General features: G+C 50.4%; 10 protein-coding genes. All 10 read left to right on the top strand.

Annotated elements, in window-relative coordinates; genetic code table 11:
• Positions 1–529: 529 nt before the first annotated feature.
• The 10 genes from NDI52_RS26795 (at position 530) to NDI52_RS26750 (ending at position 18321) form a co-directional block, all read left to right on the top strand.
• Positions 530–1738 (top strand): response regulator, encoded by a 1209-nt coding sequence (locus NDI52_RS26795; protein ID WP_190775431.1) that lies wholly within the window; start codon positions 530–532, stop codon positions 1736–1738.
• Between the two features lie 260 nt (positions 1739–1998).
• Positions 1999–2364, top strand: a complete 366-nt coding sequence (locus tag NDI52_RS26790; protein WP_190775432.1) for a response regulator — start codon at positions 1999–2001, stop codon at positions 2362–2364.
• Positions 2365–2366: 2 nt separating this feature from the next.
• Complete coding sequence (locus NDI52_RS26785; RefSeq protein ID WP_190775433.1) at positions 2367–3281, top strand: chemotaxis protein CheW; 915 nt, start codon at positions 2367–2369, stop codon at positions 3279–3281.
• Positions 3282–3385: 104 nt separating this feature from the next.
• Positions 3386–6478, top strand: a complete 3093-nt coding sequence (locus tag NDI52_RS26780; RefSeq protein WP_190775434.1) for a GAF domain-containing protein — start codon at positions 3386–3388, stop codon at positions 6476–6478.
• Between the two features lie 131 nt (positions 6479–6609).
• A complete protein-coding gene (locus tag NDI52_RS26775; RefSeq protein ID WP_190775435.1) occupies positions 6610–10038 on the top strand; it encodes a hybrid sensor histidine kinase/response regulator in 3429 nt (1142 codons plus the stop codon).
• A 58-nt stretch (positions 10039–10096) separates the two neighbouring features.
• Positions 10097–10672, top strand: coding sequence for a chemotaxis protein CheW (locus NDI52_RS26770; protein ID WP_190775436.1), 576 nt, complete (start codon positions 10097–10099; stop codon positions 10670–10672).
• 270 nt (positions 10673–10942) lie between these two features.
• A complete protein-coding gene (locus NDI52_RS26765; protein ID WP_190775437.1) occupies positions 10943–11188 on the top strand; it encodes a hypothetical protein in 246 nt (81 codons plus the stop codon).
• A gap of 750 nt (positions 11189–11938) precedes the next feature.
• Entirely contained in the window at positions 11939–14326 is a 2388-nt protein-coding gene (locus NDI52_RS26760) for a serine/threonine-protein kinase (RefSeq protein WP_190772535.1), read from the top strand.
• A 901-nt stretch (positions 14327–15227) separates the two neighbouring features.
• Complete coding sequence (locus NDI52_RS26755; protein WP_190772534.1) at positions 15228–16844, top strand: FecR domain-containing protein; 1617 nt, start codon at positions 15228–15230, stop codon at positions 16842–16844.
• 124 nt (positions 16845–16968) lie between these two features.
• Positions 16969–18321, top strand: coding sequence for a hypothetical protein (locus tag NDI52_RS26750; protein ID WP_190772533.1), 1353 nt, complete (start codon positions 16969–16971; stop codon positions 18319–18321).
• The last annotated feature ends 459 nt before the right edge of the window (positions 18322–18780 follow it).

Below are 18780 nucleotides of genomic sequence, written 5' to 3'. Positions count from 1 at the left end.
GTAAAGTATTTGTATCTGTCTAAGGAATGAGACTTAGACAGCTAGATCAAGAATTTGCAGAAGAATCGCATAGAACGTTTATTTTATAAGATTTCGTTTTAACTCGCCAATTATGTTCTCTATTTTGTTAAAGCGTGGTAGAAACGTGTACTTTAGCTGCCAATAATTTTTCTTATATATTAAGCTGGATTCCGTGTTTTTACGAAGTTAAATCCTGGAAGATTTACGCATAATACATGTAATATTAAGTTTTCCTGCTAAGGTTTCTCAGGAATCTACCCTCAGGTATTGAGCTAAGTCTGTGGCGCTTTGAGAGTGAAAGGTTGTTATGTTGCTTCGATTCTTGTTACTCGTGAGTTGTACCTATCAGCCATTTACTTGATTCGCTAAATACTAACTTTTAGTATTTCTATACTTATCAAATCTCGCTGAGTTTATTCTCAGCAAAAGGCTTTATCAGGGATCTGGGTGTTTACCATAATGTCCACAAAGATGTGGCTTGGAGTTTCTTTTAACCTCAGATGGCGCAATGATAAATACTACACGCTTGAATGTTGAGGAATTAGTCCGGCAATTTCAGCTCAATATTCATGAGCATTTCACAGGAGAACTTCAGGTTCAATCCAATGCTTCTCTGACCAGCTCCCTGACGGGTCACAATACCTGGAGCCTCTACTTTCTCTTTGGCCGCCTGCTTTGGGCTAATAGCAATGGGCATCGATTTCGTCGTTGGCGGCGTGCTTTTTTGTACCATAACCCCAATCTTTATTCAGATGCATTGCTGCCAGATGAACCGGATGCCGATCCCTTCTGGGAGTACCGGGTTATTACATCTTTGGTGAGAAGTGAAAAACTTCAACGGGAACAGGCGATCGCCCTCCTTGAATATCTACTGGGCGAAGTTCTCTTTGATGTTTTACAGTCAGGAGCTTCTTATCACCAGGAAGGCAATTCTGCCGATATTAAACGGATTGGGGAACCGATTGCTGTCTTCAGCCCGAAGCAACTTTTTAGCAACTCTTACAAACGCTGGCAGTCCTGGTGCAAGGCTGAGCTGGCTGACTATTCCCCTCACCTGGCTCCTTACATTGACAATGTTCAGGAGCTACAAAATTGTATTCCAGCAAAAGCTTACGATACCTTAAGTCATCTCATTGATGGGGAATCGCCTCTGGCAGATATTGCTGTCGAGACAAAGCAAGATGTTCTACGCTTTACTAAGCTTCTTAATCCTTTGGTGCGTAAGGGGTTAATGACCCTACGGCAAGTTCCTGATTTACTGCCCAGTTCTCCAATTAACTCTACTTCCCTATCATCAAAAGAGCAAAATCTTCCCAAAATTCTTTGTATTGATGATAGCCCTGTTATTTGCTGGCAATTGGAACAGGTATTAACTAAACTGGGCTATCCCTGCATTAGTATTCAGGATTCACTCCAGGCTATTCCCACGTTGCTAGAAGAAAAACCTAGCTTGGTATTTCTTGATCTGGTGATGCCAATCGCGAGTGGGTATGAGATTTGCTCTCAAATTCGGCGAATCTCCGCGTTCAAAGATATTCCCGTGATTATCTTGACAGGAAATGACGGGATTGTGGATCGGGTGCGGGCTAAGGTTGTTGGGGCTTCAGATTTTATGTCAAAGCCGGTTAACCCCCAACGGTTGATGGAAGTGGTGCGTCGATATTGCCCCATTTCTACGGATGAAATGCCCTCCCTGACCGAATGTTTGAGAAGTTAATTTTTGTCGGCTTAGCGGACAAAGATTAACGTCTCTAATAGAAGTCATCTACCAACTCCAGAAAAGATTTTAATAGTGCTTTTTCGGTTAATTCTGTGAAGAGTAACCTCTGAAAGCTCTGTTCAAATCTTTCTTAAGAAGCTGTTTGAAATGTTAATCCTTGGCGGACCTTTTCAAACAGCCTCTAAAGACAGTTTGAAAACAACCCGATGCGGGGCTTTTCACTATTCCGGCATTGAGCAAAGAAATTGAGGAATTGTATGACGACCGTTTTATTGGTAGAAGATAGCCTGACTGAATCGGAAATTCTTACCCGCTATCTCCAGCAGGTGGGGCTAAATGTTGTTTTAGCGCGGGACGGTATGGAAGCCCAATACCACCTGAATCAGCAACGGCCAGATCTGATTGTGTTAGACGTGATTCTGCCAGGACAAAGTGGCTTTGAACTCTGCCGTGAATTAAAAGCTAGCACAGAGACGGATGGGATCCCGGTCATCATGTGTTCCACGAAGGATACAGATGCAGACAAGCTGTGGGGCAATATGTTGGGGGCTGATGCCTATTTACCCAAGCCAGTGAATCAGCAGGAGTTTGTGAATACTGTTCAGCAATTGATTGGGAGGTAGAGATGGTGGATTCTGCGATCGCCCTACCCAATCACCCTCTCTCGCACGAACCCGCTGCGGGTGCCCCCGAATCATCCGCAACCTCCCTGGCGAGAGCACAATGGGTCGATCTGGAAACCATCGCCCAGCATCTCAACCAACACTTTGGCTCTCAGGGAATCACAGTGCAAGCCCGCTGGAAGGAAAACTATCTGGTGCTGCTGATCGAATCTCTGGCATTGCCCGAGGTTGACATCCTGTTGCCTCAGGTTCAACAGGCCCTTGAAGTGCTCAAGCTGAAGGCTGTTGAAATTGTTCATGTATATGCGCGGATTACGGGTGAGGCGAACCCGTTATGGGGGCGAAGAATTACCCTGAATCCTTTAGGAGAACTGCAGGTACCCACACAATCTGTCGCCCCGACAACCCGTTCTGTAGCAGACTGGCTGGCCCAGGGGGCAGGGGTATCATCCCAAATTCTGGCTCCTGTTATTCATCAAGCTGCTGAGGAACGGCGTTTTCTGCGTTGTTGTTTGAGCACAGAGGAAAGCGTCCTCATTCCCCTTGTGGAGATCCAGTCTATTTTTACAACGCGCCTGGCCAATATTGTGCCTGTTCCCCATATGCCAGATACGGTGTTAGGAGTACACCATTATCGGGGCGAGATGCTTTGGATGGTTGATCTGGATGCCCAGTTGGGGTTGGGTGCCTCTGAGGGCCAAGAACAGGAACTAACAGCCATTGTGATTCAGCATCAGGCATCTGCAATTGGATTTGTAACCCATGCCCAGGTTGAGATTGAAACCCAGTCCTCCGACCAAATTCATGGCCTCGATGGAGCCCTGTTTCCTAGCCGTCTGACCCCTTATTTATCCGGCTATTTACAAGAATCCGGCACGCCTGTTCTGAATGTCTCCGCCTTGCTGAACCAGCGCTGACGGTTGAGGATCTCCTACTCAATTTCGTTCTGTTTCTCATTTACTTTGTGGTTCTGCGATATGCAGTTCCCGTTTTCTGCTGAAGTCCCATCACCGTAATCCGTATGTACACCAAAAATAATTCGCACTCCTCCACAAACACCGCTTCCGAAAATTCCTATGATGCCCTGTTGGGCTTACCCCAACGTGACCTGGTGTCGCTGATCCAGGGGAATAACGAACCTGATGAAGACATGGCCTGGGTGCAAGAGCGTAGACGGCTACGGGCCGCACTTAATGCCGTTGAAATGGAGCTTCAACACGATACTGAAGCCGCGACAACAGCCCTGGCTCAGGTGAAAACAGAGTTAGAAAAAGTAGGATTACTGCAACGTCCGGATGTGAAGCAAGAGGTTGATTGTTTATCCAATCTGATGCAAGGGATTCATCAGGGTTTGGGAGGATATCTATCAGACTCCTTGCAGGAGCATTTTGAAGAAATCCGTCAGTATGTGCAGCGCATCGCTGACCAGATTCGCCAGACGGACGATATGGATACGCTCATGAGCATTGCTGTACGAGCCGTACGGCAGTTTTTGGATGTGGAGCGATCGCTGATTTATCGCTTTGAAGGCGATCAGGGGGTCGTTGCGATGGAATCCCTGGAGGTGGGCTGGACCCCCATGCAATCGGAGTCCCTTCCTGTCTTCTATTTTGGGGCGAAACAAGCACGGGATTATCAACGGCAACAGGTGGTTACCTTGCAGGGCACTCACACCGATGTGTCTCCCTATCAGAAGCAGTTAATGGAACGATTTCAACTGCAATCAAGCCTGGCAGTACCGCTGTTTGTCAAAGACAAAATTTGGGGCTTACTGGTGGCGCAGCAATGCCAGCAACCCCGGACCTGGCGTGAAGCGACCGACATTAATTTCATGGTGCAACTGGGTCAGCTTGTGAGTTTGGCCCTTCAGCAAACCCTGCTCCAACAAATGCTGACAGATCAGGCCGATAAAGCGATTCGCTATACCCAGGTGATCGGGCAGATTGGGCAACGCCTGGTGGAGCGACTCAAACGGCAGGATCTTGATCTCAACCTCTTACTCGCATCCACAACTCAGGATCTACGCCATGCTCTGAAGGCCGATCGTGTGGCCGTCTACCAGTTCAGTCCCGACTGGAGCGGAGAGTTTATTGCAGAAGATCGGGCACCGGGTTGGGTGAAGCTGGTGGGGACTGACTTAGCCCGAGTACAAGATACTTTCCTTCAAGAAAACCAGGGCGGACGCTATCGCCAAAACCAATCTCTGCGAGTCGATAACATCTACACGGTGGGGCATGCACCTTGCCACGTTGAGCTATTGAGTACATGGGAAGCCAAGGCTTACATGATTGCGCCTATCTTCAACGGCGATACTCTCTGGGGGCTGTTAGGTGCCTATCAGAACAGTGGCTTCCGACACTGGGAGGACGCCGACATCAATCTTCTGAGCCAGGTGGGTGTGCAGCTTGGCAACGTTCTCCTGCAAGCCGATGTGGTGAAGGAGTTGCAAGAACGCAATCGCCAGATTGCCGAAGCAACAGAGCAAGAACGAGAAATTAGCCGCATTATTTATAAGCTGCGGCAATCTCTTGACATGCAGCAATCGTTCCAGACGACGGTGACGGAAGTGCGACGTTTGCTGAAGGTGAACCGCGTCCTAGTCTACCGCTTCTACCCGGATTGGAGCGGCGAGGTGGTTGCCGAATCTGTCGGTTCTGGCTGGGTTGCTCTAATGCAGGAGCAAGCGGTAGATCCAACACTGAAAACTTCACTGATGAGCTCTGAGCGATGCATTGTCAAAGCCTATGGTTCTCCTGCCCGCCCCGACACGGATACCTATCTTAAGGAAACTCAGGGCGGTGCCTATGGCCGGGGTGAGCTGTATCGTAAGGTTGATGATGTGTATAAAGCGGGCTTTGAGTCCTGCTATCTCGAAAGCCTGGAGAAGTTTCAGGCAAAGGCGTATATTGGTGTGCCGATTTTCCTGCGGGGTGAGCTTTGGGGGTTGTTATTTGTGTACCAGTGCGATCGCCCCCGCACCTGGACAGAAACGGAAGTCAATGCCATGTTAAAAATCGCTCCCCAGCTTGGGGTGGCTCTTGAGCAGACGGAGTACATCCGTCAGGTAGAAGAGCAAGCCAAGCAATTGCAAGAGGCGGCGGAGCGCGAGAAGGCGGACAAAACCCAACTGCAACTGCAGATTGTGCAAATGCTTACGGCAGTACGTCCTGCTCTACAGGGTGATTTGACAGTACGTGCCCCGGTTACGGAGGATGCCGTAGGCACCGTGGCCGATGCCTACAACAACACGATCCAGGCTCTGCGTAAACTGGTAACCCAGGTGAAAGGCGCGACGGATCGAGTGCGGGAAACCTCAGAATTGAACGGAACGGCGATCGCCCACCTCAGCCAGCAAACCCAGCAAGAACTGTCCCAGGTCACCCGCGCCCTGCAAAAACTGGAGGAAATGGCTCAGGCCACCGAATCCGTTACGCAAAATGCTCAACGTATGGAAGCGGCTGTACAACGGGCCAACGAAACGGTGCAGACCGGAGATAACGCCATGAACCTAACGGTGGGCGGTATTCTGGCAATTCGGGAAACAGTTTCAGAGACCACCAAAAAGATTAAACGACTGAGCGAGTCTTCTCAAAAGATTTCCAAAGTCGTGAATCTGATCAGCAACTTTACGACCCAGACGCAACTCCTCGCACTGAACGCCGCCATCGAGGCTACCCGCGCTGGAGAGTATGGCCGAGGCTTTGCTGTGGTGGCCGACGAGGTGCGCTCTCTGGCGCAACAATCCTCCGAAGCAACGGGTGAAATCGAAGCTCTGGTGCAGGAAATTCAGGCTGAAACCAACGGGGTATCAGCGGCGATGGATTTGGGCATTCAACAGGTTGTCGAAGGCACCAATCTGGTGAACCAAACCCGACAAAGCCTGAACGAAATTGTCACCGCTACCGCCCAAATTCGTGACCTGATCCAGGGCATTACTGCCTCAGCTCAAGCTCAGGGGCAACAGTCTAACGCTGTCACACAGACGATGGAAGAAGTGGCGGCGATCGCCCGCAAAACCTGTACAGATTCCACCGAAATCGCCACCTCCTTCCAGAACCTCGTCCAAACAGCCGAACTTCTGCAAAAGAGCGTCGACCAGTTCAAGGTGAATTAGTAGCGGCTTAGACGGTTTGGTTTTCGTCGTTAAACGGCGGAAACCAAACCGGTTTTTCCAAAAGCTGTGCGCGCTGCCCCCATCCCCCTACCGACTTCCCTGCCCCCCTACCCACTCACTCACCACTCACCATGTCATCTCCCGATCCGTACCAGGCAGAAAACCTGGCTTACTTCCTAACCGAAGCTCAGGATCTGCTACAAACTCTGGAGCAAAAGTTAGTCAGCTTGCACCAGGAACGGACAACTGCCTGCATCCACGACCTGATGCGTGTGGCCCACACCTTGAAAGGCGCATCCGCCAGTGTGGGACAACGGGCCATCCAGGAGGTGTCCCATGTCCTGGAAGATATCTTTAAGGCGCTCTACAACCCTGACCTGGAAATTGACGCTGAGGTTGAATCCCTTCTGTTTGAAGGCTACGAGTGTCTGCGCCGCCCCATCGCCGCGGCCCTTCACGGGGAAACTGAGGACGAGTCAGAGGTTATGAACCGGGCCGCCGGAATTATCGCCCGATTGCAGGAAAAGTTTGGTGATGCCTTCGACCCCAATGCCGCTATCCCGACCTCCGCGGAACTAGGGTTCGACATGGTGCAATCCATGTTTGAAGTGGGCGTCACCCAGTATCTCGAAAAACTGAAGCAGGCGATTCATCACCAGGATGCGATCGCCCTGGCTAAAACCCTTCAAAGTCAGGCAGAAATGTTCCTCGGTTTTGCCGAATCTTTGAACCTGCCAGGTTTTGGGGCGATCGCCCAGACTACCTTACAGGCCCTCAACGCTCATCCGGATCAGGCGGTGGCGATCGCCCAAATTGCTCTGGAGGACTTTTCGCGGGGACGGGAGCTGGTTTTGGGGGGCGATCGTACAGAAGGCGGTACCCCATCCGCTGCCCTGCAACAGTGGGCTACTGGGCAGCTGCTGGAAGAACTCTTATCGGAAGAACTCTTATCGGGAGAACCATTACTGGAAGAACCATTACCGGAAGAACCATTAATGGAAACCCAATCTGATGACCTCTTTGACTGGGAGGACACAGACCCTACTTATTTGAGTATCACAGAGGGGGAACTCATTATGGATGAAGCCTGTTCCGCACCCTTAGCCACCAATCTGAACGCCTCTAAGGTAGAAGACGATACGGACTCAGATTTGAGTGACTTGATTGCGGCTCTGGAAGACGAGATTTTTCAGGGGAATACCTCTATTCCAGCACCTCCTATGAGCACGCCGATAGAGGTTACTCCTGTGTCCTCTCAAGCTGTTGAAGTACTCGACGAGGCATCCGATCTAGCCGACCTAGTCTCCGCTGTTCAGGAAAAAGTATTACAGAATGGTTCTTATGCACAAGCTGCTTCTAATGGTACGTCAAGAGGTGGTACGTTTCCGTCTTCCATAACAGAGCAATCTGTTAACTATTCAGGCGCTTCGACTGATCCCTCCGAATTACCGGGGATAGAAGTGTCTGGCTCGGCTGCCCTAACGGAAACCACGCCTAAAACTAGCACCCCTATTCGGGTCGATCTGAAGCACCTGGAAAACTTAAATCACTTCACCGGCGAGCTTCTGATCAACCAGAATCGGCAGACGACGCAGAATGAAAGCTTGCGTGGTCAGGTGCAAAGTTTGGTGCAGGGGTTACAACGGCATCAACAGCTGCTTTATAACATTCAAGCCTGGGCTGACCAGTGGCTTATCCGGGCATCGGCACAAGCCACGCCAGGATTTGCCTCCTGGCAGGGAGAGCTATCGTCTACCGTCTCCCTAACCTCTCAGGGCCTCTCCTCTTCAATGTCGGCCTTTGATGCCCTGGAAATCGATCACTACACGGGCTTACATAGCCTGGTGCAAGGTGCATTAACTGACTTCTCAACTCTGGAAAGTACCGCAGAAACTGTACGCCAGTTAGTCAAACAAAATCAACGAACTATTCAGGGACAGCAGCGCTTTCTAACCCATATTCGCGATGATTTAACGAATATGCGGATGGCTCCTCTGGAGACTATTTTCAACCGTTTTCCATCGATGTTAGAACGGTTGACTAAAACCCATCAGAAACCCACGGAGATTCACTGGGTCGGTGGTAATGTTCAGGTTGATAAAGCGATCGCCGACAAACTTTATGATCCTCTATTGCACCTAATCCGTAATGCTTTTGACCATGGAATAGAGTCCCCTGAAACTCGCCAGATGAGTGGTAAAAAACAATCAGGACAGATTCGTATTGAAGCGTACAATCAAGGCCGTCATACCATTATCGAAGTGTCTGATGATGGAGTTGGGATTGATATTGATCGCATTCGTCAACGAGTTGTAAAGCTAGGCTTAGCTAACTCTGAGAACGCGGCTCGCTATTCTGATGACCAGCTCCTTGACTTCCTGTTTAAACCCGGTTTTTCAACACGGGAACAGGTCAGCGACTTATCCGGGCGGGGTATGGGGCTGGATATTGTGCGATCGCAACTGACCGCTATGGGTGGCTCAGTACAGCTTTATTCCCGACCCCAGCAGGGCACAACCTTCATCCTTCAGCTTCCGCTTTCATTCTCAATTACCAAAATGTTGGTCTGTCAGGTTGGAAGTGTCGCGTATGCGTTGCCTGTGCAACAGATTGAGCGTATTTTGTTGCCCAAACCCCACGCCTATAAAATTCATGCTCAACGTCGTGCCCTGCAAGTGTTTGAACCCGGTTATGAGCCGCTCATTCCCCTGCGATCGCTAGATGAGTTGCTAACTTACGCGGCGGGGGGTGAGCGCGTTGTCCGTTCCCGCCGTTATCAGCAGAGTGCTTTCTCAAAACCGCAAGGTCACTCCGAGTATCCTTACATTCTGCTGCTTCACAGTAAAGAAAAAAAATGGGCGCTACAAGTCGAACGTATCTTAGGGGAACAGGAACTCGTAGTCCGGCCCCTCAAGGGTATGAACCCGCCAGACTACATTTACGGTGGGACGATTTTCGGGGATAACGATATGGCCCTGGCGATTGACCCAGATGTGCTCTTGCAGTCCGAAGACACAACAGCCCAACCCATAACCGTCAGTCCAGTACCCAGAAACGGCTCCCAACGTTTCATCCCTGTCACTCCATTGCCAGCACAGGTTAACCATAAGCTTCTTACGGCTGCCCCGACCCATATCGAGCCACAACCCTCAGGCCAATCCCCCAAACGCTATATCCTGCTGGTCGTGGATGACTCTATCACCCTGCGTAAGATGCTAACAGCGACCCTGGAACAGCGAGGGTATCGGGTTGTTCAGGCTCAGGATGGTCAGGATGCCATTGAGAAATTGAATACCCATTATCCCGTCGATCTGGTGCTGTGCGATATTGAAATGCCTCGGTTAAATGGCTTTGAGTTTTTGGCCTACTCCCGCCAACACCCAGATCTGTCTAAGATCCCAGTGGTCATGCTCACCTCTCGTACCACAGAGAAACACCGCCAATTGGCCCTTGGGTTGGGAGCCAATGGCTATGTCACCAAGCCCTACACAGACGATCGCCTGCTATCCACCCTGGAGAAGGTGCTGGAGCAGACCCTGGAGCCATCCATGGTGTATTGATTACCCTCTGCCCCGCAGTTCATGCTCGTTTCTCTTCGTTATTCAGCTTTTACCCAGCATGATGAAATCCTCCTCGCCCTTATCCAGGGAGCCTGCGATCGCTTCCTCCCCGTCTGTAATCTGTCAGGCTTTAACCTTTCAGGTACAGAATTATCGGTTTGCTTTGCCATTGGGCGCGATTGTTCGCATTGTTCAAGGGCGTTCGGCTCAGTCGTCTCAACGGGACTTGATCCAGTTTCATGCTGGTTCACCCATGCAGTTATTTGAAGGGGAGCCATTACCCATTCTTGATTTACGCATGGCTCTGGTTGAGGCTTCTAGTACTCTTCCGCTCTCCAGCACAGCGGATACGATGGCTCAAACTATGGATGCTTTATTTTTGCTTATTGTCCGATTGCCGTCTTATCAATGCTGCGGTTTAGCGGTTGATCGGTTACCCAAAATTCAGCCCTTATCCCTCACCCAATGCCGTCGTCTACCAGAGTTTTATCGCCATAAAATTGCAAATCTGGCCAGCCATGCAGTCGTGCAGGAGTCTGAGACAGACACGGATACATCTATTCTGTTCTTATTAGATTTGCAAAGTCTACAGTCTAATAGCCTTGCCACCTATTCCGACTGGAAGGATTTATAGAGCCCAAGATTAGCTCCACTCCATTCAACAGAAAGCCCAAAATACTGTGTTGCCTATGAAGCAGGTAGCACAGTATTTGGGGTTTTCTGTTGAATGATGCCCGCTTACTTCCTTAATCAATATGAAGCTGCACAAAGGACTAACTTTCTATCTCTAATACTTGGTACAGCTCAATCTCCACCCTACGCGAGAAGGCAGCATCGGTACGAGGAAGGATGTAATTTTTTTTCCAGCATTGTTAGCTAAGAGTAGTCTTTCCGGATGGTCACAATGCACGACACACGAACAGCCTCAGCTGAGCGGCATGCTGAGCGAGATCGAATTCATCGACGAGATTTGTTTAATAGTCTCTTAATCGGAGTTGGATTGGGCACCATACTGTTGGGGGCACCCCTGGGGTGGTTTGCTCATCGTATTTATGCCCAACAACGCACGGCTCAGGTATTACTGTGTCGCCAACAAAACTTCGGCCTACGTGAAGCAGACCTCCAAGCTCGGTGTGGGCAGCCCTATTAAGGTATACGAAATATCACACTTTTCAAAAGCTTTTAATTGGAAGGTGTGAATGTCAGCAATTCTCAGTATGAGCTTCAAAGCTGGGAGTTCCTGCCCGAAGGGCAGGAACTCCCAGCTTTGAAGCCCGAAAATAGCCCGCCGAAGGCGGGCTATTTTCGGGTTGGATTCCAAAATGAGAATTGCTGTGTGAATATAGATACGCTCACATCTGTATGTTGTTACGCCAACACCGAAAGCCCTCATTTTTTCACCATCTTATGGTGAAAAAATGAGGGCTTTCGGTGTTGGCTTGAGAACTGAGTATCTGGAGGGCAATTCCGGCGATCGCCCAACTCTTGAATCGAACCGAAGACATTTCCTTGAAATGAGACACAAGCCCGGTTCAGCCCAGGTTTGAAACATGCCCCAGCACGGTTATTGTCCGCAACCTGATTTCCCCTTTTATGGCGCTGAGTTCGTTGATTAGGTACGGTGGTGTGGGTCCCACACCACCGTACCTAATCAACGAACTGCACATTGCTCTATCGGGATAAAACCATGCAAAATATCTTCTTTAAGAAGAAAACGCATGAACCGAGAAATAAGCGCTATGATGGTTGGTTGCTAAATAGGGTGCGAAAAACGGGGCGCAGAAACCAGACGGATGACGTGAGCCAAGTGGATTGTAAATGGCTATTTTTACAATCCCGATGGGTGATCCGTTGACTCGCATACATAAATTGCCCACGCCGTTGGTCACGGATAAAGCTTATGAACCGAGGCCCCTTGTCCAGCCCTGTTCCCTCCTCCAATTCCAGGCCGAATAGCCGTCAACCTAACGATACAGCTCTAGGGCCCCGTTGGTTGCGGCCGTTTCGTGATTCGGGTCGAACCTTGGCTGCGTTTTGGGCCATTACTGCCGCTGCTCTGACGGGGTTGGATCTGGGCCTTGCTCGATCTGTGGAACGGCAAGTACAAACGTTATTCTTTGAAGTGCGGGGGCCAGTAGCCCCTTCTAAAGATGTGGTGATCCTGGCCATTGATGAGGAATCTCTGGGTCAGGGAGAATTTTTTCGGGCTGACCCGCAGCGTTATAGTAGCCTTGCCCCGATTGAAGCCTGGCCCTGGCAACGAGCCGCCTATGCTACTGTCATCGACAAGCTCATGGCCGCAGGAGCCGATGCGATTGCCCTGGATATTATCTTTTCGACTCCCAGCAGCTACGGTGAGATCGACGACCAGACATTTGAGAATGCCCTTAAGCGCCACCAGGGGCAAATTATATTAGCTGCCCAATATTCCCAGGCGGACGTGCTCCAGGGATACACGACAGAGCTGACAACCCCGCTGCCCCGGTTTTGTGATCGGCCCAACTGCATCGGATCCATTAACTTTCTGCTGGATGCTGACGGGCGTATTCATCAACTGGGAGAACGCTATTGGCAGCAACTCAACATTGATTCTCCCGAACTCCAAACCGGGGTTTTGCCACAGCTACCGACGCTCGCCACTTCTGTGCTTCAGGCCGCCCACCGCCGCACTCTACCGCAATCGGGCAACTTCATTTTTTTCCATGGGCCAAGCCAGACCTTTGAGCACATCCCCTTCTGGTATGTCCTCGATCCGGCTACCTGGAATGGCTATTTACAATCTGGCGCGTATTTCAAAGACAAGATCGTGCTAATTGGCTCCACGGCGGCAGTGCATCAGGATTTTCATCCTGTTCCCTTTGCCAAAAGCTGGCTCTATCCCCAGGCCATGCCAGGGGTCGAGATCCATGCCAATGCGATCGCCACCCTGATGGAGGGCAAAGCTCTCACAGACCTGTTTGGAGAGTCAGGTTGGCGCGGGCTGTTTGTACTGGTCGGGGCGGGCGGAGCCGCTTGGTGGTTGAGCCGGCATCCTCAACCCCTACGGCGGTTAGCCTGGGCTGCTGCTCTGGCGGTTGCCTGGACGGGGATCAGCTACAGCCTGTTTCTGGGAGGACGCTTGATTGTGCCGACGGCAATGCCTGCGGGAGCGATCGTCCTGGGTGGCCTGTCGCAGTTAATCGTCGGTTCTGTTAAAGAACAAAAACGTAAACGGCAACTGCGGGATACCCTGCGACAGTACGTTACCTCCCCCATCGTGCAAGAGATCATTAGCCAACAGGACGATTTGCAAGATCTGCTGCGCGAGCGGGAATTAGCTCTATCCGGTACTGTTCTGGCGGGGCGTTACCGCATTGTGCGGGTGCTGGGGTCGGGCGGCTTCAGCGAGACCTACGTCGCTGAAGATCGTCAGCGACCGGGTAACCCACTCTGTGTGGTGAAGCAATTGCGGATGCTGGGAGCCCATGAAAACACTCTACGGTTGGCGCGACGGCTTTTTGCCACAGAAGCCGAAACCCTGGAGCGGCTGGGGCTCCATGACCAGATTCCACAACTCCTGGCTTCCTTTGAGGAGAATGAGGAGTTTTATCTGGTACAGGAGTTTATTCAGGGCCACCCCCTATCCCAAGAGTTGTTACCCCGGCGCCAACTGTCCCAGCCTCAAGTGGTCAGGCTCATGATGGAGTTGCTGGAGATATTATCATTTGTTCATAGCCAGGGAGTTATCCATCGAGATTTGAAACCGTCTAATATTATGCGGCGGCATAAGGATGGAAAATTGGTTCTGATTGACTTTGGGGTTGCTAAGAAAATTACGACCCAACTAGCCGAGAGCGATGAAGCATCGCGGTTTACAGTTTCGGTTGGTACGCCGGGATACATGCCCGCCGAGCAGTCAGCAGGACGGCCTCACTTTAACAGTGATATTTATGCTCTGGGCATGATTGGCATTGAAGCGCTGACGGGGCAGGCTCCCCATACCCTGAATCACAGTCTCAAATCGGGAACGGTGAGCTGGCAGCATCACGTCTCCAATATGTCGCCTGAGCTTGCCGTCATTGTTGACCTGATGGTTCATCCGGATGCTGCTGTGCGCTACCAGTCAACCCAAATTGTGCAAGCGGCCTTGCTACCCTTTTATCAGCCTGACGTTCTTGACCTTCCTCCATCGGAGGAGGAGGACGACAACCTGTTTTTCATCTCCAGCGATACCCTTATTCCAGACGAATCAGAGGAGGGGTTTGAGGATACCACTGTCATCTCGCCTGATGACTGGGCTCACCGTTAGTTCCTTTAACTAATCCGAGGTCTGCTTTAAGGTTCTTCTTTGTCTGCAACGCAGACAAAGAAGAACCTTAAAGCAGACCTCATTACACGTCGGCTTAAGTTTGCCTATATTCAAATATGGGTTGATTCTTGCCGCTCACTACTCGACGTGCTTTATAGCGCTGTGCACGTTGGTTAAGTACGGTGATGTGGGGCACTTCGTGCCCCACATCACCGTTGCTGTACTTAACGCACTTGCACATTGCTATAAAGGTCATTTTTTTATGCGTGACGCACCCGAAAAAATGACCTTGAAAACAGCCTCTAGCGGTTTGTTAAAAACATATGCGGAAATTAACCTATCTTCAACAGGGGCGAACTTAAGCCGTTGAGTACTTATAGCGCTATGCGCTCAGAGCCAGGAAGGTTATTTTTGGAAAATCCCACACCGTAGGGCTTTCTAGAAATAACCTGTTCTAACCTTATTGCGTAAGGCGATAGAGCCTTTTGGGTTTTCAAAATGGGATGGCAAAATCCGAGGTCTGAAGTCTGGTGCCGATGCAAGCCGACACACGCACATGATGAGAACCTGAGATATTCCCTGGCTTCAGAGGATCCACTGATATGGATGTAAGGAACTTATGGTGTCTGAAAGGCGTCCGAATAAGATTAACTGATGTGGAAAAATCCCTTAAAGTGTTGTAGGGAAAGGAGGGAAAGCATTTGAAGTTAAAGAATAAGTTTCTGCAAAGAGAGGATACAGCCAGATTTTTGAGAAATTTAGGTCTTAAGTTTTACAAGCCTATTTTTATACGCTCTTACAATATGTTCATCGGTTACTGTTGAGTTCTGCGGGTGCTGCCATTAGATTCCAGAAATCCACTTCTCAAACTATCGTCACTGCCCAAGGTTAGAAATCACAGATGATCTCCCGCTCTCGCACCATCACTGCCGCCCTTGCTGCACTAACAACGACCCTCTTACTCGCCATGGAGGCCGGAGCCCAAACGGCTCTCAACCGCGCTGTTGTTGAATCCCTGCGAAACCAGGTTCAAGTTCTACAGCAAAATCAATCGCCTCGCTCAGCTCGGGTTTCCGATATTATTGTGCCAGGTAACGGCGTCTCAACGGCCCAAAGTTCTTTTGCTGAACTCCGCTTCAATGATGGGTCTCTGGGGCGATTAGGTGAACGAGTTGTGTTCTGGTTCAATGCTGGAACTCGAGATCTTCGCCTTTCCAACGGTACGGTTTTGCTGCTCATTCCTCCTGGGCAGGGGCGTACGAATGTCCGTACTCCCAATGCAACGGCGGGTATCCAAGGGTCGGCCTTATTCATTCGTTACATCGCTGAAACCGATACAACTGTGGTGGGTGCTCTCACGGATAGCGGTATTGAACTACTGAATGAAGATGGCACCCAACGGCAACCGTTGCGGGGTGGGCAAATGGCGGTGGCTGTAGGCGATCGCATCACCGAAATCTATGACTTCGACCTGCGCACCTTCTATGAAACCAGTGATTTGGTGAGAGGGTTGGCTCCAGAGGCGGCAGGAGGACCGGCATCCTCTGTTGTAGATGAGGGGATTGCCGAGGTTCAGGAGGAAATGGATACGGCGATCGCCCAACAACCTGCCCTCCCCACTGAAGGAGCTATCGAAACCCCCGACTTCATTCGGCTCCCCTCAACCTCTGCCCAGAACGTGCCACCTGAAAATTCTACGGGTTCTCCCAATGTTACGGGTTCCCCCAATCCGGCGGTGCCGGGTAGTAATCCTTCGGGTGCTAATGGTCAAGCTGGCAATAATCCCTCCCGAGGCGACGGTCGCTTCAGCAACAATCCTTCGCAGCTGAATGGTCAAGGGAGAGGGAACCAGGGCCAACCCAATGGTCAAGGGAGAGGGAACCAGGGCCAACCCAATGGTCGAGGGAGAGGGAACCAAGGTCACCCAGCAGATCGGCCTGGCAGACAGCCGATGCAAAACCGTATTGACCGCACAACGAGTGATCCACGACGTGGCGATACAGACGATTCCCCTGGGCGATCAGGGCGGGTAAATCGAGGCCGCGATAACAACAATCAACCTGACCGGGGTAATGATGGTCGTGGCGGCGGTAATCAGCCTGGCCGTGGCGGAAATGGTGAGAATGGTGGGAATGGCAACTCAGACGATGATGATAGGCCTGGCAATGGTAATGACAATCCCGGTCGTGGCAATGATGATGACAATGGGAATGACGGGCCTGGTAACGGCAACGGCAATGGCAACGGCAATGGCAATGGTAACGGCAATGGCAGACCTGGTAATGATGGTGGTAGACCAGGTAACGGTAATGGCAATGGAGGTCAGGGCAACGGTAATGGACGCCCTGGCAACGGTAATGGCAACGGAGGTCAGGGTAACGGTAATGGGGGCCCTGGCAACGGTAATGGCAACGGAGGTCAGGGTAACGGTAATGGGGGCCCTGGCAACGGTAATGGCAATGGCAACGGAGGTCAGGGTAACGGCAATGGTAATGGTAGACCCAGAAATAATAATTAATAGTCGGACCCTGAATGTTTTAGGCGTATAATGGCGCGCGAAACAATTTCATAGCGAATCCGGCTTGTCAAGCATGCCATTTGTTCGTCTAGCTGGTCATGAATGCTGTCTGAGGTGATCTTCCGTGAAGCTTAAAACCTGTCTCTTAGGTCAATCGCTGATTTGTCTCGGGATGATCGCCAGCCATGCAGAAGCCGCCAATGCAGAGGTTAACGAGCCCTTAACGACAGCAGAATCTTTAACCCGTCCTACATGCTGTTTCATTGAGAATTTTGCTCCGGTTGAACCCACGTCTACAACGGCTCAACCTGTTGCCAATCTGTTCCCTCATATTGATGCTTTAATCACTCCTTCAGAAAAAGATCTACGAGCAATCTCACTGAGGACACCCGAGTCAACCGCTATTCGATCGCAAGCAAAAGCAGATTGGGTCGGGCTCTCTTCCCCTGAAACAATCGTTGAGCGGAGCAGATCACGCTACGGTCGGCGCCCATCCTCAGCGGTTACTTCCCAGAACTCAACCGATAATTCTGTAGTCGGGCAGGCAACTGACGAAACCCTACCTCCCGAATCATCCGAGCAATTTTTATCCCCTTCAGACCCCACGATCGATCCTGAACTGGGCCAACTTCGCTTATGGGAACAGCCCTCAGATGACCCGGAATTGGGGCGTCTGCGCTTATGGGAGCAACCCTCTGGAGACCCAGAATTGGGGCGTCTGCGCTTACAAGAGCAACCCCTACTGGATGAAACTGTTGACGAAACGGAAAATGACACGGTTTTCCTGCTGGGGCGGCTCAGCTTTTTTAGCAGTAACAATATTCTGCTGGACGATTTTGATCCAATCGATGATCAGGTGTTTCAGGGGGGGCTTTCCCTGTTTGCATCCCCAAGCCTTGGCCCCCGAACCTACTTTTTCGGCTCCGTGGGAGGGAGTCTATCGGTTTACAACAACCTATCTGGTCTGAACTATTCAGACCTTGAATTGCAAGCTGGTATCCGACAGGTTATTTTTTCCAATACCTATCTTGATGCCAGTTGGTCAAATCAACAGTTTTTTGGCCTGGATAATGGTGGCCGATTCCTCACTGACAACTCTCTGCGCTTGTCTCTTTCCCATCGTGAGCAATTAGCTGCACGGTTGTATTTAGATGGATTTTATCAATTGCGATTTAGCTTTACTGACCCAAGCGATCGCGACCGCATCTTTAATACCTTCGGTCTTAGTCTTGGGTATGACTTGCAACCCGGACTGGAGGCAAGCCTTGGCTATCAATTAGTACTGTCAGACTTTACACAACAAGAGCGCCACGATAGTTATCACGAAGTGACTGCTCAGTTATCTTATGCTCTTACAGAAAACAGTCGTGTTAGCCTCTTTGCAGGTTTGAGCTTTGGTGACTCAACAGAATCTAGTCTTAACTTTGATAGTTCTCTTTTTGGTCTGATTTTTTCAACCAATTTCTCACTGTTCTAATACCGTTTTTAGCTAAAGCTGTACAGGATGAGAGGTATGACACGCATGCGTTACACGTCTTATCCTGTGCGGCTTTATAGCGCTGTGCACGTTGATTAAGTACGGTGGTGTGGGGCACGTCGTGCCCCACACCACCGTTGCTGTACTTAACGCACTTGCACATTGCTATAGATTGGTTTGGTATAAGTTTGTGGGCTTCAAAGAAACGCAAGAATTCTTGTGTGGATGATCAGAATGAGGCGATCGCTCAATTCTCTGATCAAAGCTGTCATTTCTCTCACGCAAAGTGTTGAAAGAATGATGGTTTGAGGTTTTAAATTTGTCAAGTGCTCGTGGTTCACCGCAGGAGTTATCGTCAAATCTGGTGTACGAAGAAAGATTAAGCGGCGTTCTTGCTGATGTCGGTTTTTGGGTCTACTCGGATCCCATCCTTGAATTTCACTCCTTCAATCACCTCCC

This window comes from Leptolyngbya sp. PL-A3 (assembly GCF_039962325.1).
Taxonomy (GTDB): Bacteria; Cyanobacteriota; Cyanobacteriia; order Elainellales; family Elainellaceae; genus Vacuolonema.
The sequence above is the reverse complement of the archived record's forward strand: the minus strand, read 5'-3'. Positions and strand labels throughout refer to the sequence as shown.

Excerpts from the sequence above, each read along its gene's own strand:
- NDI52_RS26770 (WP_190775436.1), top strand. The coding sequence starts at position 10,097 with ATGATGAAATCCTCCTCGCCCTTATCCAGGGAGCCTGCGATCGCTTCC.
- NDI52_RS26780 (WP_190775434.1), top strand. The coding sequence starts at position 3,386 with ATGTACACCAAAAATAATTCGCACTCCTCCACAAACACCGCTTCCGAA.
- NDI52_RS26790 (WP_190775432.1), top strand. The coding sequence starts at position 1,999 with ATGACGACCGTTTTATTGGTAGAAGATAGCCTGACTGAATCGGAAATT.
- NDI52_RS26795 (WP_190775431.1), top strand. The coding sequence starts at position 530 with ATGATAAATACTACACGCTTGAATGTTGAGGAATTAGTCCGGCAATTT.
- NDI52_RS26775 (WP_190775435.1), top strand. The coding sequence starts at position 6,610 with ATGTCATCTCCCGATCCGTACCAGGCAGAAAACCTGGCTTACTTCCTA.
- NDI52_RS26760 (WP_190772535.1), top strand. The coding sequence starts at position 11,939 with ATGAACCGAGGCCCCTTGTCCAGCCCTGTTCCCTCCTCCAATTCCAGG.
- NDI52_RS26765 (WP_190775437.1), top strand. The coding sequence starts at position 10,943 with ATGCACGACACACGAACAGCCTCAGCTGAGCGGCATGCTGAGCGAGAT.
- NDI52_RS26785 (WP_190775433.1), top strand. The coding sequence starts at position 2,367 with ATGGTGGATTCTGCGATCGCCCTACCCAATCACCCTCTCTCGCACGAA.
- NDI52_RS26755 (WP_190772534.1), top strand. The coding sequence starts at position 15,228 with ATGATCTCCCGCTCTCGCACCATCACTGCCGCCCTTGCTGCACTAACA.